The sequence below is a fragment of the Nesterenkonia aethiopica genome (genome assembly GCF_039534665.1).
Taxonomy (GTDB): domain Bacteria; phylum Actinomycetota; class Actinomycetes; order Actinomycetales; family Micrococcaceae; genus Nesterenkonia; species Nesterenkonia aethiopica.
In genome coordinates this window covers 153,729-177,571 of sequence record NZ_BAAAVT010000007.1, presented here as the reverse complement: position 1 = coordinate 177,571, position 23,843 = coordinate 153,729, and the positions used below count along the sequence as shown (strand labels likewise).

General features: G+C 69.8%; 25 protein-coding genes and 1 tRNA gene. 14 read left to right on the top strand and 12 right to left on the bottom strand.

The window, feature by feature from the left end:
* Positions 1-18: 18 nt before the first annotated feature.
* Genes ABD658_RS07115 through ABD658_RS07100 form a run of 4 tightly spaced genes read right to left on the bottom strand, consistent with a single transcriptional unit; the run spans position 19 to position 3,282 of the window.
* Positions 19-1,113, bottom strand: a complete 1,095-nt coding sequence (locus ABD658_RS07115; RefSeq protein ID WP_344684386.1) for an NUDIX hydrolase — start codon at positions 1,111-1,113, stop codon at positions 19-21.
* Between the two features lie 37 nt (positions 1,114-1,150).
* Positions 1,151-2,167: a mycothiol synthase gene (gene mshD, locus ABD658_RS07110; RefSeq protein ID WP_344684384.1), complete on the bottom strand. Its 1,017-nt coding sequence runs from the start codon at positions 2,165-2,167 to the stop codon at positions 1,151-1,153.
* Between the two features lie 53 nt (positions 2,168-2,220).
* Positions 2,221-2,550 carry a putative quinol monooxygenase gene (locus ABD658_RS07105; protein WP_344684382.1) on the bottom strand — a complete coding sequence of 110 codons (330 nt, stop codon included), beginning with the start codon at positions 2,548-2,550 and terminating at the stop codon, positions 2,221-2,223.
* A gap of 45 nt (positions 2,551-2,595) precedes the next feature.
* Positions 2,596-3,282, bottom strand: coding sequence for a response regulator transcription factor (locus tag ABD658_RS07100; RefSeq protein WP_070159011.1), 687 nt, complete (start codon positions 3,280-3,282; stop codon positions 2,596-2,598).
* Between the two features lie 186 nt (positions 3,283-3,468).
* On the opposite strand from ABD658_RS07100, the gene ABD658_RS07095 reads away from it, so the two are divergent.
* From ABD658_RS07095 to ygfZ, 4 genes are all read left to right on the top strand, one after another.
* Positions 3,469-4,314: a hypothetical protein gene (locus ABD658_RS07095; protein WP_344684380.1), complete on the top strand. Its 846-nt coding sequence runs from the start codon at positions 3,469-3,471 to the stop codon at positions 4,312-4,314.
* A gap of 103 nt (positions 4,315-4,417) precedes the next feature.
* Positions 4,418-4,552, top strand: a complete 135-nt coding sequence (locus ABD658_RS07090) for a hypothetical protein (protein ID WP_281366338.1) — start codon at positions 4,418-4,420, stop codon at positions 4,550-4,552.
* Positions 4,553-4,564: 12 nt separating this feature from the next.
* Positions 4,565-5,179, top strand: coding sequence for a nitrobindin family protein (locus ABD658_RS07085; RefSeq protein ID WP_344684377.1), 615 nt, complete (start codon positions 4,565-4,567; stop codon positions 5,177-5,179).
* A gap of 24 nt (positions 5,180-5,203) precedes the next feature.
* On the top strand, positions 5,204-6,433 hold the full coding sequence (gene ygfZ / locus ABD658_RS07080) for a CAF17-like 4Fe-4S cluster assembly/insertion protein YgfZ (protein ID WP_344684375.1): 1,230 nt from the start codon (positions 5,204-5,206) through the stop codon (positions 6,431-6,433).
* A 91-nt stretch (positions 6,434-6,524) separates the two neighbouring features.
* Here the strand turns inward: ygfZ and ABD658_RS07075 are convergent, their stop codons facing one another.
* The 3 genes from ABD658_RS07075 to ABD658_RS07065 all read right to left on the bottom strand — a co-directional run bounded on the left by ABD658_RS07075 (position 6,525) and on the right by ABD658_RS07065 (position 9,812).
* Positions 6,525-7,295: a GNAT family N-acetyltransferase gene (locus ABD658_RS07075; protein WP_344684373.1), complete on the bottom strand. Its 771-nt coding sequence runs from the start codon at positions 7,293-7,295 to the stop codon at positions 6,525-6,527.
* A 75-nt stretch (positions 7,296-7,370) separates the two neighbouring features.
* Positions 7,371-8,402, bottom strand: a complete 1,032-nt coding sequence (locus ABD658_RS07070) for a 6-phosphofructokinase (RefSeq protein ID WP_070159006.1) — start codon at positions 8,400-8,402, stop codon at positions 7,371-7,373.
* A gap of 189 nt (positions 8,403-8,591) precedes the next feature.
* A complete protein-coding gene (locus ABD658_RS07065) occupies positions 8,592-9,812 on the bottom strand; it encodes a pyridoxal phosphate-dependent aminotransferase (protein ID WP_344684371.1) in 1,221 nt (406 codons plus the stop codon).
* Positions 9,813-10,078: 266 nt separating this feature from the next.
* Here ABD658_RS07065 and ABD658_RS07060 point away from each other — a divergent pair.
* The 5 genes from ABD658_RS07060 to rplA all read left to right on the top strand — a co-directional run bounded on the left by ABD658_RS07060 (position 10,079) and on the right by rplA (position 12,904).
* Positions 10,079-10,151: transfer RNA gene (locus ABD658_RS07060), tRNA-Trp, on the top strand.
* Between the two features lie 77 nt (positions 10,152-10,228).
* Entirely contained in the window at positions 10,229-10,534 is a 306-nt protein-coding gene (gene secE, locus ABD658_RS07055) for a preprotein translocase subunit SecE (RefSeq protein WP_311024529.1), read from the top strand.
* A 109-nt stretch (positions 10,535-10,643) separates the two neighbouring features.
* Positions 10,644-11,510 (top strand): transcription termination/antitermination protein NusG, encoded by an 867-nt coding sequence (nusG, locus tag ABD658_RS07050; RefSeq protein ID WP_344684369.1) that lies wholly within the window; start codon positions 10,644-10,646, stop codon positions 11,508-11,510.
* Between the two features lie 169 nt (positions 11,511-11,679).
* Positions 11,680-12,111 carry a 50S ribosomal protein L11 gene (gene rplK, locus ABD658_RS07045; protein WP_311024527.1) on the top strand — a complete coding sequence of 144 codons (432 nt, stop codon included), beginning with the start codon at positions 11,680-11,682 and terminating at the stop codon, positions 12,109-12,111.
* An 85-nt stretch (positions 12,112-12,196) separates the two neighbouring features.
* A complete protein-coding gene (gene rplA, locus ABD658_RS07040) occupies positions 12,197-12,904 on the top strand; it encodes a 50S ribosomal protein L1 (protein WP_070159003.1) in 708 nt (235 codons plus the stop codon).
* Between the two features lie 149 nt (positions 12,905-13,053).
* Here the strand turns inward: rplA and ABD658_RS07035 are convergent, their stop codons facing one another.
* The 3 genes from ABD658_RS07035 to ABD658_RS07025 all read right to left on the bottom strand — a co-directional run bounded on the left by ABD658_RS07035 (position 13,054) and on the right by ABD658_RS07025 (position 15,916).
* Complete coding sequence (locus ABD658_RS07035) at positions 13,054-14,289, bottom strand: amidohydrolase (RefSeq protein WP_344684366.1); 1,236 nt, start codon at positions 14,287-14,289, stop codon at positions 13,054-13,056.
* A 49-nt stretch (positions 14,290-14,338) separates the two neighbouring features.
* Positions 14,339-15,094 (bottom strand): hypothetical protein, encoded by a 756-nt coding sequence (locus ABD658_RS07030; protein WP_344684365.1) that lies wholly within the window; start codon positions 15,092-15,094, stop codon positions 14,339-14,341.
* 78 nt (positions 15,095-15,172) lie between these two features.
* Complete coding sequence (locus ABD658_RS07025; protein WP_344684364.1) at positions 15,173-15,916, bottom strand: DUF5058 family protein; 744 nt, start codon at positions 15,914-15,916, stop codon at positions 15,173-15,175.
* 266 nt (positions 15,917-16,182) lie between these two features.
* On the opposite strand from ABD658_RS07025, the gene ABD658_RS07020 reads away from it, so the two are divergent.
* Complete coding sequence (locus tag ABD658_RS07020; RefSeq protein WP_344684363.1) at positions 16,183-17,613, top strand: amidase; 1,431 nt, start codon at positions 16,183-16,185, stop codon at positions 17,611-17,613.
* Here ABD658_RS07020 and ABD658_RS07015 read toward each other — a convergent pair.
* On the bottom strand, positions 17,559-18,533 hold the full coding sequence (locus ABD658_RS07015) for an AsnC family transcriptional regulator (RefSeq protein ID WP_344684362.1): 975 nt from the start codon (positions 18,531-18,533) through the stop codon (positions 17,559-17,561). The two genes, ABD658_RS07020 and ABD658_RS07015, sit on opposite strands and share 55 nt — an antisense overlap.
* 154 nt (positions 18,534-18,687) lie before the next feature.
* Between ABD658_RS07015 and ABD658_RS07010 the strand changes: the two genes are divergently transcribed.
* The gene (locus tag ABD658_RS07010; RefSeq protein WP_344684361.1) at positions 18,688-19,707 is read left to right on the top strand and encodes a helix-turn-helix transcriptional regulator; all 1,020 of its coding nucleotides are present in this window, start codon (positions 18,688-18,690) and stop codon (positions 19,705-19,707) included.
* A gap of 133 nt (positions 19,708-19,840) precedes the next feature.
* On the opposite strand, the gene ABD658_RS07005 is transcribed toward ABD658_RS07010, so the two are convergent.
* On the bottom strand, positions 19,841-21,622 hold the full coding sequence (locus tag ABD658_RS07005) for an alpha/beta hydrolase (protein ID WP_344684360.1): 1,782 nt from the start codon (positions 21,620-21,622) through the stop codon (positions 19,841-19,843).
* A 416-nt stretch (positions 21,623-22,038) separates the two neighbouring features.
* Here ABD658_RS07005 and ABD658_RS07000 point away from each other — a divergent pair, with 416 nt between their 5' ends.
* From ABD658_RS07000 to rplL, 3 genes are all read left to right on the top strand, one after another.
* Positions 22,039-22,269, top strand: a complete 231-nt coding sequence (locus tag ABD658_RS07000) for a hypothetical protein (protein WP_344684359.1) — start codon at positions 22,039-22,041, stop codon at positions 22,267-22,269.
* A gap of 472 nt (positions 22,270-22,741) precedes the next feature.
* Positions 22,742-23,263 (top strand): 50S ribosomal protein L10, encoded by a 522-nt coding sequence (gene rplJ / locus ABD658_RS06995; RefSeq protein WP_070158999.1) that lies wholly within the window; start codon positions 22,742-22,744, stop codon positions 23,261-23,263.
* 149 nt (positions 23,264-23,412) lie between these two features.
* The gene (rplL, locus tag ABD658_RS06990; RefSeq protein WP_070158998.1) at positions 23,413-23,802 is read left to right on the top strand and encodes a 50S ribosomal protein L7/L12; all 390 of its coding nucleotides are present in this window, start codon (positions 23,413-23,415) and stop codon (positions 23,800-23,802) included.
* Positions 23,803-23,843: the final 41 nt, after the last annotated feature.

The window sequence follows — 23,843 nt, the reverse complement described above, 5'->3', positions numbered from 1 at the left end:
GTCACGTTCGACCGGCTGTCAGTCCTCGAACGGCTCGTAGACCTCCACGGAGACGATCTCGCCGCTGCGGTCCACCGCCTGCTGGGCGACCAGCACCGCGCCTGGCTTCAGGAAGGGGTCGGCCTCCGGCATGGCCTGGAGCAGGCGCTCGTCGTGGATCCAGCTGCGGACCTCCCCGAGCACGATCGGCAGCACCGGACGGTGGGTGCACAGCACCGTGGGCTGCAGGACCTCCAGGCACTTGCGGGTGCGGTGGAGGGTCTTGCGCGGATCCTCTTCGGCACGCTTCTCCGTGAGGGACTTGCGGTGCTTGAGCTTGTGACGGTGGCGCTTCACATAGGGCGCCACGGTCTCCACGCAGCGACGCCACGGGGAGGTCTCGATCAGCCGCGGCCGCCAGGCGGTCAGCAGCCGCTCCACGGCCTTGGCCTGGCGCTTCCCGGTGGCCGCCAGGGGGCGTTCGCCCTCGGCGCGGGACCAGCTGGCCCGAGGCTTGGCCTTGGCGTGGCGCAGCACCACGAACGGGCTGGTGTGCAGCCGCAGGTCCGCATGCAGCCGCTCGAGCTCGTCCAGCGGCTCACGGTCCGTGACATTGGTGAGCATCTCGCGGGCGGTGTCCACCGAGACCCACCGGACCTCGTCGGTCTCGGAGCCGTCCGGCGTCGGGGTGCCCTCCATGATCCGGGCCGCCCAGTACCAGACCTCCTTGGGCTTGGCGCGCCCGTTCTTCCTCACGTCGTAGCGGGTGATCGGCAGCGGCACGCCCAGGCGGACTTTGAGCCCGATCTCCTCGGCGACCTCCCGCACGGCACATTCGGGCAGGGTCTCGCCGGGGTCGAGCTTCCCCTTGGGGAAGGACCAGTCGTCATAGCGGGGCCGGTGGATGAGCAGGACCTCCAGCTCCCCGCGGTGCAGGCGCCAGCAGAGGGCTCCGGCGGCGAGGATCTGGGCGTCGGTGCCGTCGTCGGCGTGGGCCGGCGCCCGGCGGCGGGGGACTCGGCGCAAGGGACCTCCTGCGGCGGCGGGCGTCTCGTCGGAGTCGGTGAGGCTGGCAGGGACGTCACCGGAGGTGGTGCCGGTGCTCTCGGCGCGGGCGCTCGGCCGGGGGTTCATCGGATGGATGCTCGCTGTCTCACGCAGTCGGGATGGGTCAGGCGGGCTCCGCACCGGGCTCGGTCACCGGGGCGTACATGGTGTCCACGTCCCAGCGGGTGAACCCGAGCTTGCGGTAGAGCTCGACGGCGGCGGTGTTGTCCGCGTCCACGTACAGCATGATCGCGCCCAGCCCCTGCGAGCGCAGATGCTCGATGCCGGCCAGCGTCAGAGAGTACCCGAGTCCGCGGCCCTGCGCATCCGGGACGACGCCGACCACGTAGACCTCGCCCAGCGGTTCGGCTCCGCCGTCCTCGCCGGGGTGGACCTTGGTCCAGTGGAAGCCCAGCAGCTGACCGCCCTCCTCGGCGAGCAGGAAGCCGGACGGATCGAACCAGTCCTCGGCCATGCGGGCATCGAGGTCCGCCCGGGTGAGGCGGCCCTGCTCGGGGTGGGTGGCGAAGGCGGCGGCGTTGGCCCGCAGCCAGTCCTCCTCGTCACGGCCGGGCTCGAAGGCCCGGATGGTGACGCTCTCCGGCAGGCGGGGGGAGGGGACCTCGTCCAGCGAGGTCAGGCGCATCCGCCACAGTTCGCGGACCGGGGCCCAGCCGTAGCGGGTGGCCAGGCGGGCGGCGGCGTCGTGCTCACCGTGGGCCCAAGCCCGCTGGACGCGTCCGGGCTGCGGAGCGAGGACGTCGTCGGCCAGGGCTGCGGTGAGCTGCCCGCCGATGCCGTGCTGGCGGCAGTTGGGGCGGACCACCAGCTCGAGGACGTCGGGGGCGTCTTCGGCACCGAGGACGACGACGCCGGCGCCGGTGAGCAGATGCTGATGATCGGTGCGGTGCTCGTCCGGGGCGGCCCAGGCGTAGGCGATGCGCAGCGGGGCCTGGGGGTCGCCGGAGTCGGCGGCCTGGTGCAGCTCCACCAGGGTCTGCTCCGAGAACGGCGGATTGGCGTCCGCCTCCTCTGCGGCGCGGGCCAGTTCGACCAGGGCGTCCACCTGGTCTGCGGTGGGGGCGCCTCCGCACAGTTCGACGGTCGTCTCAGGGGCGGTCTGGGTCTCCTGGGGCCTCATGTCTCCACTGTATCGGAGGACGGACGCCGTATCGGAGGACGGACGCCGGGGTCTCAGCCGAGGAGGGCGCCCTTGGCAGGCTGGCCGATCGGCCGAGGGGTCAGCCGAGTGACCTCCACCGGGCGGGCGAGGGACCCCTCCAGGTCCCGGTTCAGCTCCGCCACGGGCTCGCCGGCTCCGTGGCCGTCGAGCGCCTCCGCGGAGTCCCAGTGCTCGATCATCAGCAGCGTGCCGTCCGGGGCGTCCTGGATGCAGTACAGGTTGCAGCCGGGCTCCTCGTGGACGCGGGGGATCGCCTTCTCGAGGGCGGCGATGACCTCGTCGCGCCGACCTTCGGCGGGGTGGAAGGAGGCGGTGACGACGACGGGCTGGGCAGTGCTCATGGGGGAGATCCTCCTGGACGTGGGCGGACGTGGGCTGGTCTGTGGTCAGGCGTCGGCGTCGTCGTCGCTGTCCTTGCCGGCGTCGGCGACCACCAGCCGGTAGCCGACGTTGCGCACCGTGCCGATCAGCGACTCGTGGTCCGGGCCGAGCTTGGCGCGCAGGCGACGGATGTGGACGTCCACGGTCCGGGTGCCGCCGAAGTAGTCATAGCCCCAGACGTCGTGGAGCAGCCGGTCGCGAGTGAAGACCTGGCCGGGGTGCAGCGCCAGGTGCTTGAGCAGCTCGAACTCCTTATAGGTGAGGTTCAGGAGTCGCCCGTCGATGGTGGCCATATAGGTGGTCTCGTCGATGGTGATTCCCCCGGCGCGGATCTCTCCGGTGGGGGCCTCCTCCTCGACTTCGACGGCGGCCAGCCGGATCCGGGCGTCGACCTCGCCGGGGTTCGCGTCGGCCAGCACGAAGTCGTCGATCTGCCAGGACTCGTTGAGGGTGGCCAGCCCGGCCTCGGAGACGATGACGATGATCGGGGTCAGCATCGAGGACTTCACCAGCTGGCACAGCGAGCGGGCGTGGGCCAGTTGGCGACGGGCGTCCACCAGGGTGATGTCGGCGTTCGGCGCCCGCACGATGGAGGAGGCTTCGGCGGGGAAGACGCGGACCCGGTGGGTCAGCAGCTCCAGGGAGGGTAGGGCGTCGTCGGGGGCGTCAGAGAGCAGCAGCACCTGAGCCATCCGGGTCCCTCCCTCGCGTGAGTCGTCTCCCAGTGTGACCGCCGGCGCGTCGTCGGCGCCGACTATGACGTCGCCGTCTCGTGCGCCTGGGACCGCACGACGACGAGTATATCGGCACCGCTGGTCAGCGGCCCGCGGGCCGCGTCACGGAAGGACCGCGGGCCACCTCTGGCAAGATGGCGTGATGTGAAGTACTTCCCGGTGGCCGCCTCGGCCCTGCTCTCGGCGATCGCCCTGGTGGCGGGTTCCTGGGCGGGCACCGCCGCGCTCACCGTGGTCGTCTGCGCCATCTGCGTGATCCTGGCCCTCGGCTGGCCCCAGCTCATGGGGGTGACGGCGCGGCGCTCGCTGTCGTCGGTCATCCTGCTGGCGGGAATCGTCGCCGCCCTGGGTGCGGCCATCGTCAACGAGGTGGAGTCCCTGTTCTTCTGGTCCTCGGTGGCGCTGGCCTTCGGCGTGATGGCGGTGTTCGTCATCCAGGTGCTGCGCGGCACCGGCCGGCCCCACCGGTTGGAGTCCACCCTGGGGGCGAGTGCGGGTGTGGTGATCTCCACGACGGCGGCCGGATGGGTGGCCGGCCTGCGCTATCCCGCCGAGCTGGTCGGCCTCGCTGATGGTGAGGACGCCCTCGGTGTGCTGGCGGTGCCCGGGCTGGCGCTGTTCGAGGACTGGGCCCTGTTGGACGTCACCGGCGCGGGGGGTGAGCTCTCGGTGGTCGGTCTGGCGGGGATCAGCCTGGCCGTGTCCGTGCTGATGGCCTGCCTGCCGGTGCGAGACGCCGTCGCCCTGCCGCTGGTGCTCCTCGGCGGTTTCGCGGGCTCTCTGAGCACGGCGCTGCTCTGGGGCGAGCTGACCCTGCTGTTCTCCGGACTGCTGGGTCTGGTCGCGGGGGCGCTCATCGCGGCGATGCGCCGTTTCCTGATCATTCAGGGGGCGCCGGCGGCCACGCTGTCCGCGATGGCGGTGGGCGCGGCACCGATCGCCGGCATGGGAGCTCTGGTCTACTTCACCGAGCGTCTGCTGTTCGTCTGAAGCCGCCACGGGCTCCACGAGCTCCACGGGCGTCGGACGGGGCGCAGGTCATCTGCGGTCGGGCGCGGCGCACGGGGCCGGCGTCGGAGGTAGACTCTGCGGCATGGAATTCGCACTGCAGAACGTCTCGCTGCTGGCCCTGGAGATCTTCTTCATCGGGCTGCTGATCCTGGCGACGCTGGTCATCGCCGGCATCTCCTGGACCGTCGTGTCTCGCCTGTACAAGGGGCAGCGCTGACCCTTGGCACCTATGGAGCTGCCCACTGACCTCACTCCTGAGCTGGCTCCCCTGTACTGGCTGCTCGGCAGCTGGGAGGGGCAGGGCCGTCTCGGCTCAGGGGAGGAGTCCGACCCGACCTTCACGCAGCACGTCACATTCCGGGACTCGGGGCTGGAGTTCGTGGAGTACCGTGCCGTGTCCTGGCTCACCGATGAGTCCGGCACCCGGCTGCGCCCGCTGAGCGTGGAGACCGGCTTCTGGTCCCTGGACCGTCCGCGCGCCGACGCCGACGTCGGCCCCGGGCTGAGCCCTGCCGACGTGGTGCCCGCCTACAAGACGGCCTCCGAGGTGGAGGACCTCGTCAATGATGACGGCTCCTACCCGATCACGGCGACGATCTCCCACCCCGGCAGCCTCACGGAGCTGTACTACGGCCAGATCAAGGGTCCGCAGCTGCAGATCGCGACCGACGCGGTCATGCGCGGCGAGCACGCTGCGGAATACGGCGGGGCCACTCGCATGTTCGGCCTGGTGAACGGCCAGCTGTTCTGGCGCTGGGACACCCGCGGCGTCGACGGCGAGATGGAGCCCCACGCCTCCGCGATCCTGGATCGCCGGGCGACGGCGGCCGAGTCGGCCGACTGATCACCCCGCCGAAGGAGCATCCCCGTGAGCACCGAGAGCACCAGTCCGCTGTTGGCCCGTGAGGGCGCGGTTGCCGCAGGAGGCGTGGACGCCGCCGTCGCCGCCCACTACGGCGACCCGACCGGTGAACAGCGCGCCCTGGACCAGGGCCGCGCCGTCGTGGACCTCTCCCATCGAGCCGTGGTCACCGTCACCGGGCCGGACCGGCTCTCCTGGCTGACCACGCTGTCCTCCCAGCAGGTGGCGTCGCTGCCTGCCGGGCAGTCCACCGAGCTGCTGCTGCTCGACGTCTCCGGGCGCATCGAGCATGACGCCGCGGTGGTCGACGACGGTGAGACCGCCTGGCTGATCACCGAGGGCGGCCACGGCGCCCAGCTGGCCTCCTGGTTGGAGTCCATGAAGTTCATGCTGCGCGTGGAGATCGCCGACCGCACCGGCGAGGTGGCGGTGCTCGGCTCCACTACGGCGCTGCCGCAGGATCTCCCCGGGGAGCTGCCGGTGCGCTGGGAGGATCCGTGGCCGCGACTGGGGCCCGGTGCGGCCAGCTACGCCGCCGTCGACGAGGTTGACCACCCGGGCTCCGACTGGTCCTGGCACCTGACCCTGGTGGAGCGCCCCCGGCTGACCGACGCCGTCGACGCGCTGGAGGTCCAGGGCCTGCGCCTGGCCGGAGTGCTCGCCGCCGAGGCGCTGCGCATCGCCTCCTGGCGGCCTCGACTGGCCACCGAGGTGGATGAGAAGGCCATCCCGCACGAACTCGACCTGATCCGCACCGCAGTGCATCTGGAGAAGGGCTGCTACCGCGGGCAGGAGACGGTCGCCCGGGTGCACAATCTGGGGCACCCGCCGCGCCGTCTGGTGTTCCTGCACCTGGACGGCAGCGAGCACACGCTGCCCGCGGCCGGATCCGCCGTCCTGGCGCCGGCCGATGTGGACGCCGCCACTGCGGATAGCCTGTCCTCCGAGCGGTCCGTGGGCACCGTGACCTCGGTGGCCCGGCACCACGAGATGGGTCCGATCGCTCTGGCGCTGCTCAAGCGCCGGGTGGATCCCGAAGCCCGCCTGGTGGTGCGTGACACGTCGCAGGCCGAGGTGGAGGTTGAGGCCGAGGGCAAGGTTGAGGCCGAGGGCGCCAGCGATGCCGCCACACCCGTGCAGACCTTCTACGCCGCCGCCCAGGAGCTCATTGTGCGTCCCGACGCCGGCAAGACGGTCGGGCGTCCGCAGGGCGACTTCCTGCGCGGTCCCCGCTGAGACCCACACGCCGCGGGCGGTGGCCGGGTCCGGGCAGGACCCAGTCTGCGCGTCACCTCATTCCACGCGACGCCTCAGTCGGCGCGTCGCCTCAGTCCAGCAGGACCGTGGTCTGGGAGCCGGCCTCGCTGAAGCCGAGCCGGATGGCGGCCCGATGTGAGGCCTCCGTGTCCATGGCGGCGCGCCACTGCGGGACGAGGCCGTCGACGAACGCCTCCTCCACCGCCACGGAGGCGATGTAGCGTCCGTGGCCGGACCCGCGGTGGGCCGGATGGGTGAGCACACCCAGTTGAGCGATCATCTGCTGCCAGACCTCCCGGCCTGCGGCGGCCAGCACCTGCTCCCGGGAATCGGCCCCGGCAGAGCCCTCGCTGTGTCCCGGTGCACCGGGAGCGGACGATGGCCGGTCCTCCACCAGGGCGGCCGCCCAGCCGGCCTCCGCGAGCCCAGAGGCGGCGACGTCGTCGGCCGGGGAGGCGGCCATGAGCCTGGTGACATGCTCCGGTTCGAAGGAGACGGCGACGTCGGCGCGCGGTCTGATCTGCGGAGGCTCCTCGCAGTAGAGCAGGTGGGCGGCACCCAGCGCTCGGGCGCCGGAACGATGTGCGCGCACCAGAGACAGCAGTGTGCGTTCCCGGGCCAGCTCCGCATCGCTGTACCGGCGGGCCTCGCCGATGACCTCGGCGGGTCCGAAGATCACGGTGCGGTCGAACAGCCGGACGAACGTCACCGCCGCGGCATCCTCGGCCACGGCCTCCACCCGCACCCGGGGGTCGCCGAGGTCGAGGTCGGTGTCCTCGAGGTCCAGCATGCGGCACCAGGCCAGCTTGACGATCTGCCGGGTCTGCTCGGTCAGGGACATGCAGGCCACTCTACGCGCCGCCCGGGCGGACGCTGATCAGGACCGGTGCTCGTCAGCCGGTGCTCGCCGGCCGGCTCAGCGGCCGAAGAGGATCTTCGCCTCCTCGTAGCGGGACTGCGGGACCTCCTTGAGTCCGTCGAGGGCGTCGGCGAGGTCCACCTTCACGATCTCGGTTCCCCGCAGCGCGGCCATATGTCCCCAGGCCTCCTCGTGGACGAGGTCCAGGGCCTTCATGCCGAAGCGGGTGGCGAGCACCCGGTCATAGCCGGTGGGATTCCCGCCGCGCTGGATGTGTCCCAGCGTGGTGTTGCGGGTCTCGATGCCGGTGGTCTCCTCGATCTGATGGGTGAGCCACTCCCCGATGCCGCCCAGGCGCGGGCGCCCGTCGGCCTCCTGGCCCTTGCCGGCCAAGGCTTCCTCGGCGCCTTCGGGGATGAAGCCCTCGGCGACGACGACCAGCGGCGAGCGTCCCCGCGAGTGGACCTGCTCGACCCATTCGTTGACCTGGTCCAGGCTGACCTTCTGCTCCGGGATGAGGATCGCGTGCGCACCGGCGGCCATGCCCGAATGCAGCGCGATCCAGCCGACGTGGCGACCCATGACCTCGGCCACCATGCAGCGGTGGTGGGACTCGCCGGTGGTGCGCAGTCGGTCCATCGCGTCGGTGGCGATGGAGATCGCGGTGTCGAAGCCGAAGGTGTAGTCGGTGGCCTTCAGGTCGTTGTCGATGGTCTTGGGTACGCCCACCACCGGGAGACCGTCGGCGGCCAGTCGGCGCGCGCCGGCCAGGGTGCCCTCGCCGCCGATCGCGATGACCGCGTCGATGTCATGGCGGCGCATCATCTTCCGGATGTTCTCCGGGCCGCCCTGCGGGTGGTTGTACGGGTGGGTGCGGGAGGTGCCCAGGATCGTGCCGCCGTCGCGGGCCAGGCCCCGGACGTCCTGGCGGCCCAGCTCCATGTAGTCACCCTCGATGAGCCCGCGCCAGCCGCCGCGGAAGCCGACGAACTCGTCGCCGTAGCTCTTGATGCCGTGCAGCACGGCTGACCGGATGACGGCGTTGAGGCCGGGGCAGTCTCCGCCTGAGGTGAGGAGTCCGATGCGCATGGTTCAGCTCATCCCTTTCCTGGTGTGATCAGTGGTGAATGACCTGGCGCCCTCGGCAGGTGGATGTCTCCAGTCTATGGTGTGATGCCCGCGACGCTCACATGCGGCGGCGACGGCGGTGAGCCCCGCGGGCGTCCTGTGCGTTCCACCGGCACCGCTGGCGCCGTTGGCACAGGACCGCGGGGGTGCTCAGGCGGTGCCGAGCAGACGCTGGATCCGCTCCAGGCCGCGGGCGAGGTCGTCGTCGCCCAGGGCGTAGGACAGGCGCAGGTACCCACTGGGCCCGAAGGCCTCGCCCGGCACGACGGCGACCTTCGCCTCCTCGAGGATCAGCTCGGCCAGCTCGGCAGAGGTGGTGGGGGTGCGTCCGGCGACCTCCGCCGGCCGTGCACCGTCCGCCAGCGCGTCCCGGACGTCCACATAGGCGTAGAAGGCGCCCTGCGGGGTCGGGCAGGAGAAGCCGGCCACCGCGTTGAGGCCCTCCACCATGGCGCGGCGGCGCCGGTCGAAGGCGACCTTCATCTCCTCCACGGCGTCCAGCGGCCCGGTCACCGCGGCGAGGGCGGCCATCTGGGAGACGTTGGCGACGTTGGAGGTGGCATGCGACTGCAGGTTCGCCGCGGCCTTGATGACGTCGCCGGGGCCGACCATCCATCCGACGCGCCAGCCGGTCATCGCATAGGTCTTGGCGACGCCGTTGAGCACGACCACCTGGTCGGCCAGCTCGGGTAGGGAGGCGATGGAGGTGAAGGGGACGCCGTCGTAGGTGAGGTGCTCGTAGATCTCGTCGGTGACGACCCACAGGCCCTTCTGCGCGGCCCAGCGGCCGATCTCCTCGGTGGCCTCGGGGGAGTGGACGGCCCCGGTGGGGTTCGACGGCGAGACGAACAGCAGCACCTTGGTGCGCTCGGTCAGCGCGGCCTCCAGCTGCTCGACGGTCACCTGGTAGCCCTGATCGGGGCCCGCGAAGACCTCGCGGGGCACGCCGCCGGCGAGCCTGATGGCCTCTGGGTAAGTGGTCCAGTACGGCGTCGGCACGATGACCTCGTCACCGGGGTTCAGCAGCGTGGCGAAGGTGTTGTAGACGGCCTGCTTGCCGCCGTTGGTCACCAGCACCTGACCGGGCTCCACGGCGAAGCCGGAGTCCCGGGTCGTCTTCTCCGCCAGCGCCTGGCGCAGCTCCGGCAGCCCGGCGGCCGGGGAATACCGGTGGAACCGCGGCTCGGAGGCCGCCTGGACGGCGGCGTCCACGATGTAGCCTGGCGTCGGGAAGTCCGGCTCCCCGGCGCCGAACCCGATCACATCCTCTCCGGCTGCCTTGAGGGCCTTCGCCTTGGCGTCGACGGCAAGAGTGGCGGACTCGGCGATCGAGCCGATGCGGTCGGAGACGCGGGAGGACGGAGCGGTCATCGGGTTTCCTTGTCTGTCGCGAGCGTGGACGGTGTCGACACTGACGGGCAGGCAGGGCGCCTGCGGGTCACCACACTACCGGCAGCGCGCCGCCGCGGGTCAGGGCGGAGGCGCTCGGTTTGCCGTGGCAGGCAGTATGCCCGTAAACTTGTCCATCGGTGTCTTGTGCACCTGGCACGGCCGTGCCCGTCGAGGTCCCCTGTTCCGCAGTTTGCGGCCCGGTGGTTCGATGGGAGAATGGTCAGGTCAGGTCCGCCGTGACCCGAAGGGCAGTGGCGCAATTGGTAGCGCAACGGTCTCCAAAACCGTAGGTTGCAGGTTCGAGTCCTGTCTGCCCTGCGCTGAGCGTCGTCGACACGGCCGCTCAGGCATACAGCATCGATCACACGCGTCCCTTCGACCAGATGGAGCCCTCCGTGACCCAGACGCCTTCCACTGATGTGCAGGGGTCGACGCCTGACGGAGGCGATCCGAAGGGTCCCTTCGGGAAGGTGTGGCTGTTCCTGCGGCAGGTCGTCGACGAGCTCAAGAAGGTCGTCGTCCCGACTCGTCGCGAACTGACCAACTACACGCTGGTCGTCCTGGTCTTCGTGATCATCGTGATCCTGATCGTCTCCGGGCTGGACTGGGTGTTCAGCAACGGCGCGGAGTGGATCTTCGGTGACGGCTCCACGGAGCTTCCCGCAGACGTCCCGGTCGAGGGTGACGGCGCCGGCGAATGAGCTGACGTCGCCGACGTCGGCCGGGCGAGCGATGACGTGAGAGACGAAGCGACCGAGGCATCCGTCGCCAGGACGGGCCGCGGCGAGCACCACGGAAAGCAGGAGAACAGTGTCTGACCAGGAACTTTCGCAGCACACCGAGGCTGAGGCCGAGGAGGCGGCGGTCGAGGCCGTCGAGGCTGACGACGACGTCGCCGTCGAGGAGGCTGACGCCGAGGCTCCTGCCGCAGAGGCTGAGGAGGCCGACGCCGAGGCTCCTGCCGCAGAGGCTGAGGAGGCCGACGCCGAGGCTCCGGCTGAGGAGGCTGCGGCTGAGGAGGCTCCGGCGGAGGAGAAGTCCTACGAGGAGCGCGCCGACGAGCTGCGTGGCAAGCTGCGTCGTCAGCTGGGCGACTGGTACGTCGTGCACACCTACGCCGGCTACGAGAAGCGTGTGAAGTCCAACCTGGAGACCCGCATCCAGACCCAGGACATGGAGGACTTCATCTACGAGATCGACGTCCCCATGGAGGAGGTCGTCGAGATCAAGGGCACCCAGCGCAAGATCGTCAACCGGGTCCGCATCCCGGGCTACGTGGTGGTCCGCATGGAGCTCACAGACGCCTCCTGGGGCGTGGTGCGCCACACTCCCGGTGTGACCGGCTTCGTGGGCAACGCCCACGACCCGCACCCGCTGACCCTCGACGAGGTCTTCGACATGCTGGCCGAGCACCGCCTCGGCAAGCCGGACGCCCCGAAGCGGATCGAGGGCGACTCCGAGGACTCGGCCGCCGAGGCCGCCGCTCCGGCGCAGAACGTCACCGTCGACTTCGAGATCGGCGAGTCCGTCACGGTCAACGACGGTCCGTTCGCGACCCTGCCGGCTTCGATCTCCGAGATCCACCCCGACAGCCGCCAGCTGGTGGTCCTCGTCTCGATCTTCGAGCGGGAGACCCCGGTGACCCTGAACTTCAACCAGGTCGACAAGATCTACTGAGGTTCCCGGCTCCTCGCCGAGCGGGGTTCGCCACAACTTCACAGACTTTCGACGTCGCGGATTGCTTTGGTCCGCGGCGTCGAGCCGGTCATCGCCGCCATGGTGACCAACCCCTCCGTCCACACTCCTGTGGCGGCAGGGACACGTACGACATGTAAGGACGCTTCACATGGCCCCGAAGAAGAAAGTCGCCGGCCTGATCAAGCTGCAGATCCAGGCAGGCGCCGCCAACCCGGCCCCGCCGATCGGCCCTGCGCTCGGTCAGCACGGTGTCAACATCATGGAGTTCTGCAAGGCCTACAACGCCGCGACCGAGTCGCAGCGCGGCAATGTGGTGCCCGTGGAGATCACGGTCTACGAGGACCGCTCCTTCACCTTCATCACCAAGACTCCGCCGGCCGCCGAGCTGATCAAGAAGGCCGCCGGTGTGGCCAAGGGCTCCGGCGTGCCGCACACCGAGAAGGTCGGCAAGCTGACCCAGGCTCAGGTGGAGGAGATCGCGCAGACCAAGATGGAGGACCTCAACGCCAACGACCTGGCGGCCGCCTCCAAGATCGTCGCCGGCACCGCCCGTTCCATGGGCATCACCGTCGACGGCTGACACCGGCCTTCCGGCTGAACAGAACATCGTGGGAAAGGGCCGGGCGCGGCCCGTCACACCACACCTGCTAAGGAGAACATCGCAGATGGCACAGCGCAGCAAAGCATACAAGGCCGCTCTCGAGAAGATCGGCGAGGACACCGTCTACTCGCCCGCCGAGGCCGTGTCCCTGGCCAAGTCGACCAACCCGTCGAAGAAGGACACGACCGTGGAGGTCGTCTTCCGGCTCAGCGTCGACCCCCGCAAGGCCGACCAGATGGTGCGCGGCACCGTCAACCTGCCGCACGGCACCGGCAAGACCGCCCGCGTGGTGGTCTTCACCCAGGGTGACAACGCCGCCAAGGCCGAGGAGGCCGGTGCGGACCACGTCGGCGCCGACGAGCTCATCGCCAAGGTCGCCGACGGCTGGACCGACTTCGACGCCGCCGTCGCCTCGCCCGACATGATGGGCAAGGTCGGTCGTCTGGGCAAGATCCTGGGTCCGCGCAACCTCATGCCGAACCCGAAGACCGGCACCGTCACCCCCGACGTCGCCAAGGCCGTGGCCGACATCAAGGGCGGCAAGATCGACTTCCGTGTCGACAAGCACTCCAACCTGCACTTCATCATCGGCAAGACAAGCTTCGACGAGAAGCAGCTGGCCGAGAACTACGCCGCCGCGCTGGACGAGATCCTGCGTCTGAAGCCGTCGGCGTCGAAGGGCCGGTACATCCAGAAGGCCACCATCTCGACCACCTTCGGTCCGGGCATCCAGGTGGACCCGAACGTCACCAAGGTCGTCGTCGACGCCTGAGCGTCTTCGTCGCTCCGCTGAGCCGCTGAGGTTCAGCACCCACGCAGCACGCTGACACAGCAGAGCCCCGATGCACCCGGTGCATCGGGGCTCTGCTGTGTCTGGGGCTGTGTCTGTCTGCTGCGTCTTCCTCTGTCCGCGGGGCTCCGTCAGTCCCTGACGCCCACCCAGTGGAGCAGCCCGGCCAGTGCGGCGGTCACCCCGGTGCCCAGGGTCGGCTCCAGGACGGGCCCGAAGAAGGGGGAGTGGTTGGTGGGGCCCTCGGGGTCGCCGTCGGCGGTCCCGCCGAAGAACCAGAAGACCGACGGAACGCCGATGGACTCGCCCAGCCAGCCGAAGTCTTCGGAGCCCATCTTCGGGCCGGTCTCGGTCACGGCCTCCTCGCCCAGAGCCGAGCCCAGCACGGACAGCAGAGTCGTGGCCTGGTCTTCGTCGTTGTGGTTCAGCGGGAAGTCGTAGATCTCGCTGATCTCCGGCTCCTCAAGGTCGGCGGCCAGCGCCTCGGCACCGATGATCCGACGGATCGACGACAGCACCTTCTGACGGACCTCTCCGGAGAGCGTGCGGACGTTGATCGTGAACTCCGCCTCGGCCGGGATGATGTTCTCCTTCAGCCCCGCATGGAAGGTGCCCACGGTGACGACGGCGGGATCCTGGGGAGCCAGCTCCCGGGAGACGATGGTCTGCAGCCGGGTCACCATGGCGGCCGCCGCGACGATCGGGTCCCGACCGTTCTCCGGCTGGGATCCGTGGGTCTGCCGGCCCAGCACCCGCACTCGCAGGGAGTCGGCCATGGCCATGGCCGGTCCTCGGCTGAGCAGGACGGTGCCCGCCTTCGCCGGTGAGACGTGCTGGCCGAGCACCACCTCCGGACGGGGAGCGCGGTCCCACAGGCCGTCGTCCACCATCGCCCGGGCCCCGGCGGCGGTCTCCTCTCCGGGTTGGAAGATCAGCACCACCGTTCCGGACCAGCGCTGCCGCTCGCGCACCAGCAGGCGGGTCGCGGTGATCAGCGCGGCGACGTGCGTGTCGTGCCCGCAGCCGTGCATCACCGGCACCTCCGTACCGTCGGGCAGGACTCCGCGTGCCGTGGAGGCGTACTCCAGGCCCGTCTGCTCCTCGATGGGCAGGCCGTCGGTGTCGGCGCGGAAGGCCACCACCGGGCCTGCGCCGTTGCGCAGGATGCCCACCACGCCGGTGCCGCCGCAGCGGAAATGCTCCACCCCGAGGTCGCCGAGGATGCCTTCGATCCGCGCGGCGGTGCGGTGCTCCTGCATGCTCAGCTCCGGCTCGGCGTGCAGGGTGCGGTAGAGCTGGTGCATCTGGTCCCGCTCGGCGGCGTCGAGAGCGAAGCCGGCCAGTGTGGGGGTGGGGTTCTCGGTCATGGGGTTGGTCCTCCTGTGCTCGGCCGAAGAGAGGGGGCGGGCAGGGCGGTCACTGCCGGTCGTGGGTGTCAGTCGTCAGGGTGTCCTCCTGCGACGCCGCAGCGTCTGGTCCATCCTGTGTGCTGGGGCCGGTGCCACGGAAGATCCAGGCGGCCACCACGGTCAGCACCACGGAGATCGCGACGCCGTAGTGGGTGATGGCGGGGATCAGCGGCACCAGCACCAGGATGACGAGAGAAGCGATGATCAGCGCGATGGCTGTGCTGCGGGCCTGACGCACTGTGACCACGGCCTGGACGACCACCGCCCCAAGGATCGCGGGGAGGATGTACAGCTGGGTGACCTCCATGACGGATTCGGGCACGATGCGGAGCAGCCATGTCCCCAGGATGCCGACGAAGAGCAGCAGCGAGACGATGTGTACGACCGCAGCGCCGCAGATGGCGACCACAGCCACGAGATCTCCCTTGCGACTGCCGGGCTGCACCCCGACCCGGTTCTGGGCGACCACCGCTGCTGGGAGCAGCTTGTTGGAGATGTTGCCGATCATGAAGGCCTGGTACATGGCAGCCCGGCCGAGGATTGGGAAATAGGTGATCGGTTCGATGACGGCGAAGGCCAGGAACACTGCCGCAACGGCCAGGTATGCCGTGACCAGCTGACCCGCCGTGACGTCGACGTCGGCGATCATCAGCAGCAGCAGCGGCGCGGCCAAGGAGACCACGAGGCCTGCGGTCATGGTCAGCTGTCCCCAGCGGGACGTGGTCTGCTGGAATCGGAGCATGGACTGATCTGCAGCACTCATAGTGACCTCTCTGGCGGTGCGGTCGGGAGTCGGGGCGAGTTGAGGAGCGACCTTCGGAGGGCATCTCCGGCAGCGGGCTCAGCCAAGGTGTCCCTGGTGGACGAAGAAGATCACGACCAGCGAGATCAGGATCGCGATGCCCAGCGCCCATTCCTTGAGCCATCCCAGTGACCAGCGCCGAGCGATCGTGAGCATGCCAGCCATGGCCAGCCCTGAGGTCGCCAGAGTGATGATGTGGAGGGAGGACTTGGGGATCTCTGTGATCGCCACGGCCATGAAGGCCGCCAGCAGGGCGGCGCCAGGAATGATGGTCATCGCACGCGGATTGATGCTCTTCAGCTTGGTGCTGCCCCGGGCGAGCAGCGGGGTCAGCACCAGGGTGAACAGCATCCAGGCGCTGCCGGAGACGCACATGACGAAGAACGCCACGACGAAGACCTCCTGCCCCCAGCCTGTCCCACCCAGGTCTGCCCCCATGGTGGAGGCGGCGATCGAGGCGGAAGCCGTCTCCGTGGCCGCCGAACCCACCAGCCCGATGCGCATGAGCACCGCCGGAGAGCCGAAGAGAGCCAGCAGGGCGATGGCCACCAGCACCACTGCCAGAGACGGGCCGACGGAGGCTGCGGCTCCCGAGCGGAATGCGCTTCGGAGCTCGGGCCTGCTCAGGCCGACGCCGTCACCGGCAGTGCGGGCTGCCCGCAGGTAGATCCAGGACTGCACACCGATGATGCCGAAGATCAGCAGGGCGCAGCCCCACAGCCAGGGGGACTGGGCGATGGAACTGATCTCGGCGGGGGCCGAGACGTCTGCAGCGAGTCTCACGGGGCGGTCCTCCTCGGAGTGGGGCGAGTGGGCGGCACAGGTCAGGATCTGACGGACAAGACCCTCGGGGTGCGAAGCCCACGCTGTGGTTTGAGTGTGATCTGCCACACATCGACGCATCAAGGGTCTGCGGAATCGGACAGGGCGAATGTCAGATTCCGGCAACGCTGGTCGACGTGGTGAGCCGCAGGCCACAGTGGACGCAGTTCAGGGCGCGTGGCTCATGAGGACCGCACGCCTGCGTCACCCGTTGAGGAGAGTGCCTGATGGACCAGCTGCTCGAACTGTCCGCCAGCGAACTCGTGCGTCGGATGCGCCGAGGCGAGCTCAGCTCCCTGGAGCTGACCCAGGCACACCTGGGCCAGATCAGTGCGGTGAACGCCGCCCTGAACGCGGTGGTCACCGTGGACGAGGAGCGGGCTCTGCGTGAGGCGCTGGCCGCAGACGAGCGGCAGGCGGCAGGACGGCCGACCGGTCTGCTCCACGGTCTGCCCATGACCCATAAGGACACTCACGACGTCGCCGGCATGCGAACTACCCATGGCTCGCCGCTGTTCGTCGAGAACGTCCCAGAGCGCGACGATCCGGTCGTCGCGCGACTCCGCGCGGCCGGCGTGATCTCCTCAGGCAAGAGCAACGTGCCGGAGTTCGCCGCCGGCTCCCACACCTTCAACGAGGTCTTCGGCGCCACCGGAAACCCCTATGACCCCACCCGCAGCGCCGGGGGCTCCTCCGGCGGAGTGGCCGCCGCCATCGCCTCCCGGTGCCAGCCGCTGGGGGAAGGCAGTGACATGGGCGGCTCCCTGCGCAACCCGGCCTGCTGGTGCAACATCGTCGGCTTCCGCCCGTCCCACGGCCTGCTGCCCGGCGCCCCGCCCCACAGCGTCGAGTCCTGGTTGGGCCGCAGCGGACCGATGGCCAGGACCGTGGAGGACATCGCGTTGTTCATGCGCGCCGCCGTCGCCGGCACCCCGGAGCTTCCCGGCACTCCCTTCCTGACGCCCGAGCGGTTCGCCCTCACCGGGCGGGAGCCGCACACCCAGGACCTGCGCGGTGTGCGGATCGGCGTCACCGTGGACCACGGGGCGGACATCCCGGTGGAGCCGGCCATGCGGGAGGCGCTGGACCGCGCCGTGGCGGTCTTTGAGGAGCTGGGGGCCGACGTCGTGGAGTCCCGCCATGACTTCTCCGCCGCCGACGAGATCTTCCATGTGGTGCGCGCCCTCGACTTCGCCGGCGCGCTCGGTGGGCTGGTGCGTGAGCATCGCGCGCAGATCAAGCCGGAGGTGGTGTGGAACGTGGAGGAGGGCCTGGCGCTCTCCGCCGAGCGGATCCTGGATGCTCGCGCCCTGCTGGCCGAACTGCGTCGGGCGACCCGCGCCTGCTTCAGCGAGGTGGACCTGCTGCTCAGCCCCGGGGCCCAGCTGACGCCCTTCGAGGGCTCCCAGCGGTGGCCCTCGACGGTCGACGGCCGCCCCATGTCCACCTATCTGGAGTGGATGCGCTCCGCGTCCGTCCTCTCCGCGGCCGGCGTGCCGACCATCGCCCTGCCGGCCGGTTTCGACCCGGGCGGCCTCCCCACGGGGATCCAGCTGAGTGCGGACCACCTGCGGGATCCGTGGCTGCTGGAGTACGCCTGGGCCTATGAGCGGGCCACGGGCTGGTCCTCGGTGGCCCCTGGCATGCTCAACAGCTGACCTCCGCGCTTCCGGGCGCCGGCGACCATCGACACGTCGAGGGCCTCCACATGGCTGGCCCAGGTGCTCTCGGTGAGGAGCCGGTACAGCGCCGCCGGGTCGGGCACGGTCACATCGGCCATGAGCTGGCAGCTCCCGGCGACGACGGCCACGTATCGGGCGCTCCGTTCGGCCGCCACGGCGGTGGCCACCTGGTGGATCCGGTGCGGCGCCACGCGCATCCACAGGAGGGCCTCGGTGTGCAGCCCGGCCTCCGTCGGCTCCACCAGGGCGCGGATGCTGACCTGGTTCTTCTCCTGGAGGAGGTCCAGACGCCGGCGGACCGTGGACTCGGAGACTCCCGCGCGGCGGGCCATCTCGTCCAGGCTCATCCGGGCGTCGCCCTCCAGTGCGTCGATGATCGCCAGGTCCACCGGCGAGTCGGGCTCCGGGGTCTCGCTGTCGGGGAACGTCTCCGAGGGGCCGCGGGTCAGCGCTCGGGACTCGGCCTCGGTCAGGACTCCCAGCCGCCACCCGCGGATGGTGCGGAAGTACCTCAGGATGGGCAGCGTCTCGGCCCGCGCGAGCCCCGGCGTGATCGAGGCGTCCAGGGAGTACGCCGGTGAGCGGGGGCGCCGGTGGATCTCGGCGACGACGTCGAAGGCGCCGGAGAGCACATAGGTGAAGGTCGAGTCGGGACGAAGGGCCAGGGCTTCAGCGGCGGTGAGTCGGGCGCCGGGGTGGCAGATGCCGCGGACCAACGTGCTCGACCCCTCGTGACGGACCCCGGCGACCACGACGCCGCGCGTCTCCAGCAGCGCAGTGCCCCGGCGGGTGATGAGCCGTTCGTGCTCGCCCAGGACCCGGGCGATGCGTCGCCAGCTGGCCCGCGGGTCGATCTGCAGGGCCTCGGCGATGCGTCGCTCCAGGTCATCGAGCACAGGCGCTCCTCCTCCGCGGCGGCCGATCGGCCGTCCCATCGATGTCAGAGTCGAGCGTACCTCCCGTGATGCTGACCCTGTGACGAGGATCTCCCTGACCCTCCGGTAACGTGGCCCGGGAGCTCGCCGAGGGGAACGGAGAGGAGCGCGCCTCATGGACACTGCCGCACCGGCCACGCCAGAATCCAGCATGTCGCCCAGCACGTCGCCCAGCCAGTCCCCAGCCGTGGCCTCGACGATGGATGCTCACCAGCTGCATCGGCTGGGCCTCTCCGGGGAGGCGGCGGAGGCCTATCTGACGCTGCTCGCTCAGGGGAGCCGCCGGGTCATCCCGCCGGAACCCGTGCGCGCCGAACTGGCGGCGGCAGGGTTGCTGGGGGAGTCGGGGGACGAGGGCGTCTGGCTGCTCAACGATCCGCGCCAGGTCCTGCGGGCAGTGGCTCGAAGGCACCGCCGTCAGGCGGAGGCGGTGCTGCACCTGGAGCACCAGCTCGGCTCCCTGTGGGACCGACCCACCGAGTCCGGCACGGAGATCGTGGAGGTCCTGCACGGCCGCAGTGCGGTGACGCAGGTGGCGGACTCCTCGCAGCTGGCGGTCCGGCATGAGGTGCGTTCCCTGGACCGTGGACCCTACTCGCCCTCGACGGCGGGGGAGATGTGTCCCATCCAGCGGCAGATGCTGCCCCGCGGGATCCGGTATCGGACCGTGTACGGCGAGGACGCCGCCGCGGCCCCGGACATCCGACGGGCGATCGGGGAGTCCGTGGATCTGGGGGAGGAGGCCCGAGTGCATGCCGCAGTGCCGATGCGCCTGCGCCTCATGGATGACGATCTCGGGCTCATCGTGCTCAACGAGGAGGAGCGGGTCACCGGTGTGGTGGTCCACCCCTCGCCTCTGCTGGACGCACTGATCGGGCTCTTCGACTCGATCTGGGCGACGTCGGTGCCCCTCGGGGTGGCCGACGACATCCCGCATCTGGACGACGTCGACGGTCAGACCCGGCAGCTGCTGCGGCTGATGGCCTCCGGACTGACCGATGAACATATGGCCCGGGAGCTGGGGATCAGCCGGCGGACGCTCTCCCGCAGGGTCCAGGACCTCCTGGAGCGCACCGGGGCGCGGACCCGCTTCCAGCTGGGGGTGCAGGCCGCGCGTCGCGGCTGGCTGGTCTGAGCCCTGCCTGACCTCTCCCTGAGGACCTGAGTTCGCGGGCCCGACGTCGGCCGCCCCGGTGTGGAGCGGTCAGACGCGGGCGAGCCCCTCCCCGCCGACGGCGGGAAGGGGCTCGACGCGAGGGGTCACCGGGTCACTGGCCGTGGTGCTGCTCCAGCAGCATCTCGCGGACCATCCGGTTGGCCTCCTTGACCGCGTCGGTGCGCATCTTGACCTTCACCAACTGCTGGGCCTCATGGATGTCCCCACCGACCTGGTATGCCTGGTCCTCGCCGGGCAGCGGAAGCGCCCCGCAGACCACGTTCTGAGGCATGGTGCCCTCCAGGAAGAAGGCCTCCACCGGGTCGTCCACGCAGGTGGTGCCATAGGGGAAGATCCCGTGGGTCCCCTCGTTGTTCACGCTGATCAGCGTGGTGTTGGGCATGATCTTCGCCGAGCGCTCACCGGCCTCGTAGGGGGTGGCGGCGTCGAACTCGGCCTGGAGGATCAGCGTGTCCGGGTGGGTGCGCTGATGCGGCTTCGGCTTCTCAGTGACCGCCGGCCAGTGGGCGCACAGCGGGGCGCCCATGAGCGGGCCGATGTAGGGAGCCTTGTTGTTCAGGTCCGCCACCCAGGCGTTCCAATAGCCTTGGGACTGGTTCCACTGGCCGTCCTGGCACCGGATCGCGTTGAAGGTTCCGGAGAACGCGACGGTCTCCCCGGTCACGGCGGCCTGTTCGACCTCGACCAGGCGCTGGACCTCCTCGCGGGCCTTCTCGAAGAGCTGGGCCTGCACGACGGAGGCCTCTGCCTCGTCGACGGCCACTCCGCCGGAGGAGGCGATGAAGTCCTCCAGCTGCGCGGAGAGCTCCTCGGCGCCGTCGGCCTCCGGGGCGTCGAGCGCGATGAACGTGGCGATCGCGTCTGCCGCACCAGGGTATCCGGCCGTGGAGTACATGGCCGGGATGACGATCTGCGCGGTGATCAGCGCACCCAGCGGGTCACGGGTGCCGCCGGCGTTCTCCCAGGCGCGGCGGATCTCCATCGGGTCCTCGCCGAGCTGGTAGGTGTCGTGGTTGCGGGCCATGTAGGGCAGCAGCATGTCCTGGAACTGCCGGTCCCGGCTGCGCGGCTGCAGGTCCCAGGTCTCCTGCAGGGACTTCCGGGTCAGGTCCGTGGCGGAGTCGAGCAGGAATCTGTGGGAGTGGCTGGGGAAGAGCGTCTGGTACCAGCTGCCCAGCCAGGTCCCGTACGAGTAGCCCACGTAGCTGATCTGGTCCTCACCGAGCAGGGCTCGGATGAAGTCCATGTCATAGGCGGTCTGCTCGGTGGTGATGAACGGGGTCAGCGGATTCTCCAGGCAGCCGTCCACTGCGGCGGCGGAGTCCTCCCAGGCGTCATGGGAGGCGTCCGGCTGATACTCGCAGATGAGCTGTGTGGATTCGCCGACTCCGCGCGGGTCGAAGCCGACGAAGTTGAACTGCTCGGCCAGCTCGGGTGAGCGCATGGCCATCGCGGCTCCCCAGGGCAGGCCCGAGCCGCCGGGTCCGCCTGGGTTGACGAGGGCGATTCCCTGGGAGAGGTCGGGGTCGGCGGTGTCGGTGACCGACACGCGAACGGTCAGCGTCTCGCCGTCGGTGGGGTCGTGCCAGTCGCGGGGGACGGTGACGTCGGCGCAGGCGAGTCCCTCGATCTCCTGCAGTGCGGCCTCCGTCTCGGGGGCGACGCTGGGGAACGTGCAGTCTTCCCACTCGAGGTCCTGGTCGAGAAGATGGGCGCCCAGCTCTCCGGCGTCGGGGTGTGCGGCGTGGGGGGATGCGGGGGCGACGACGTCGCCGGCCCCGGGTGCGGCGCTCGCCGCGGGGGCGAGGGTCAGAGTCAGCGCACCCGCGGCGAGCATCGCCGCCGCACGGGTGGTCATGGATGGAGTGATCACAGATGTTCTCCTGGTCGAGTGACAGGTGATCACCATGCTCTGCGCCGCACGTCTCGTTGAGAAGAGGAACAGTATGGCGCATCTGTGCCATGACGCGGATCCGCCACCCCAACTGACGATGGTCGAATCCGCCGGGGCTCCGCCTGCCGAGAGATGTGCTAGGGGGTGGTGCACTTCAGTCGCTGACCTGCGTCGCTGAAGGGAATCCCGACAAAGCTCTGAATACCCCTGAACGCTTCGCTGCCGTCACAGGAGTCTCCGTCGTCTGAGGGGTGGGGTGAGGCATGGAAGTGCCTCGGTGTCCTGCACTGAGGGTGCAGCGGTCTGCGAGCCGCGCTGAGCAGCAACGGCGACCACAGCAGCAACCAGATGAACAGACCTGCTGTCATGCGTGCGGGCCCCAGGTGCGAGGGGTCGTGACTGAGGAGCTGACCACGAAGACGGGGCGACTGACCGCGGCGCTGATCGCCGGTCCGGCGGTGACCGCCGGCATGCTGGGACTGGGTATGGCGCCCGTCTCCGCGGACGCCGAGCAGGAGACGGACTCGGTTGAGGTCGTCGAGGAGGCTCAGGGCGACACCGTCGAGGAAGGCCGGGCGCGACCGAGGATGAGGGAGGCGAGGAGTCTGCCTCCGAGGACGGCGTGACGGTCACCGTCGAGGCCCGCACCGCCGGGACGATCGCAGGAGCCTACCTGGCACTGGGTGCCGCGCTCATGGCGTTCGCCCACCGGGCCCACCTGCTGAGGAGCGGTCCCACTCCCGATGCAGAAGGGCGCTCCTCGCGCGTGCGCCGCAGGGGGCACGTTTTGCTCCGGCGTCGTCGGCTGTGTAAGATGAACGCTGACCAAAGACCGCCGGTCGTTGTCGTCGTGTGGAGAGCAGTGGCACTGAGCTCCACGGTCGTCGAGTAGCATGCTCGATGTGCGGCGCAACTGTAAAGACCCTTCCGGGCGACCTGCGCAGGTGCACCTCGAGCCGATCTCCCCATTGGGAGGCCCGTGTTCTCACGGCGTCTCTGCTGGGAGTCATCCGAGCCCCGTGCCTGCGCGCCGGGGCTTTTTTCATGCCCTGGACCTCTGGAAGGACCTGGCCGGCTCGATTGATCGGAAGGAGTGCCATGGCGAATCCTGAGAAGGCTGCCGCCGTTGCTGAGCTCGCGGAGCAGTTCCGCAGCTCCAACGCCGCAGTGCTCACGGAATACCGCGGCCTCTCCGTGGGTCAGCTGCAGACTCTGCGGCGGTCCGTGCGGGAGAACGCGAACTACGCCGTGGTGAAGAACACGCTCACCGAGATCGCGGCCAAGGAAGCCGGCGTCGACGCCTTTGAGGGCAAGATGTCCGGTCCGTCCGCGATCGCCTTCGTCCACGGGGACCCCGTGGACGTGGCCAAGGCGCTGCGTGACTTTGCCAAGGACAACCCTCAGCTCATCGTCAAGGGCGGCTACATGGATGGCGCCGCTCTGGATGAGGAGGGTGTGAAGAAGCTCGCGGATCTTGAATCCCGTGAGGTTCTGCTCGGCAAGCTGGCTGGGGCGCTCATCGGCGCCCAGACCAAGGCTGCCGCCACCTTCCAGGCCCCGATCTCCAAGATCGCACGGGCAGCCGACGCGCTGCGGGCCAAGCAGGAAGAGGCCGCCTGAGCCGAGTGACACGACGGTGAGGTCCCGGAGGCGTACCGGGGGCCTTGCCACATCGCTCCGAAGGAGCGGTGGTGACCACCAAGATCCGCATGTGTCGACGTCGTCGGACCGACGGCGCGGCACGCCAAGACAGAGAAGGAGCGCCAACCATGGCGAAGCTGAGCAACGACGAGCTGATCGAGCAGTTCAAGGAGATGTCCCTCATCGAGCTCTCCGAGTTCGTGAAGCAGTTCGAGGAGACCTTTGACGTGACCGCGGCCGCTCCGGTGGCCGTCGCCGGTGCGGCCCCGGCCGCCGGTGGTGGCGAGGGCGAGGCTGCTGAGGAGCAGACCGAGTTCGACGTCATCCTCGAGGCCGCTGGCGACAAGAAGATCGGCGTCATCAAGGAGGTGCGCGGTCTGACCTCCCTCGGCCTGAAGGAGGCCAAGGAGCTGGTTGACGGCGCCCCCAAGGCTGTCGTCGAGGGTGTCGACAAGGAGGCCGCTGAGAAGGCCAAGGAGGCCCTGGAGGGCGCCGGCGCCACCGTCACCCTCAAGTGATGGTCGCGGTCTGAGGACCGCTTCTCGCAGGTCACCTGATC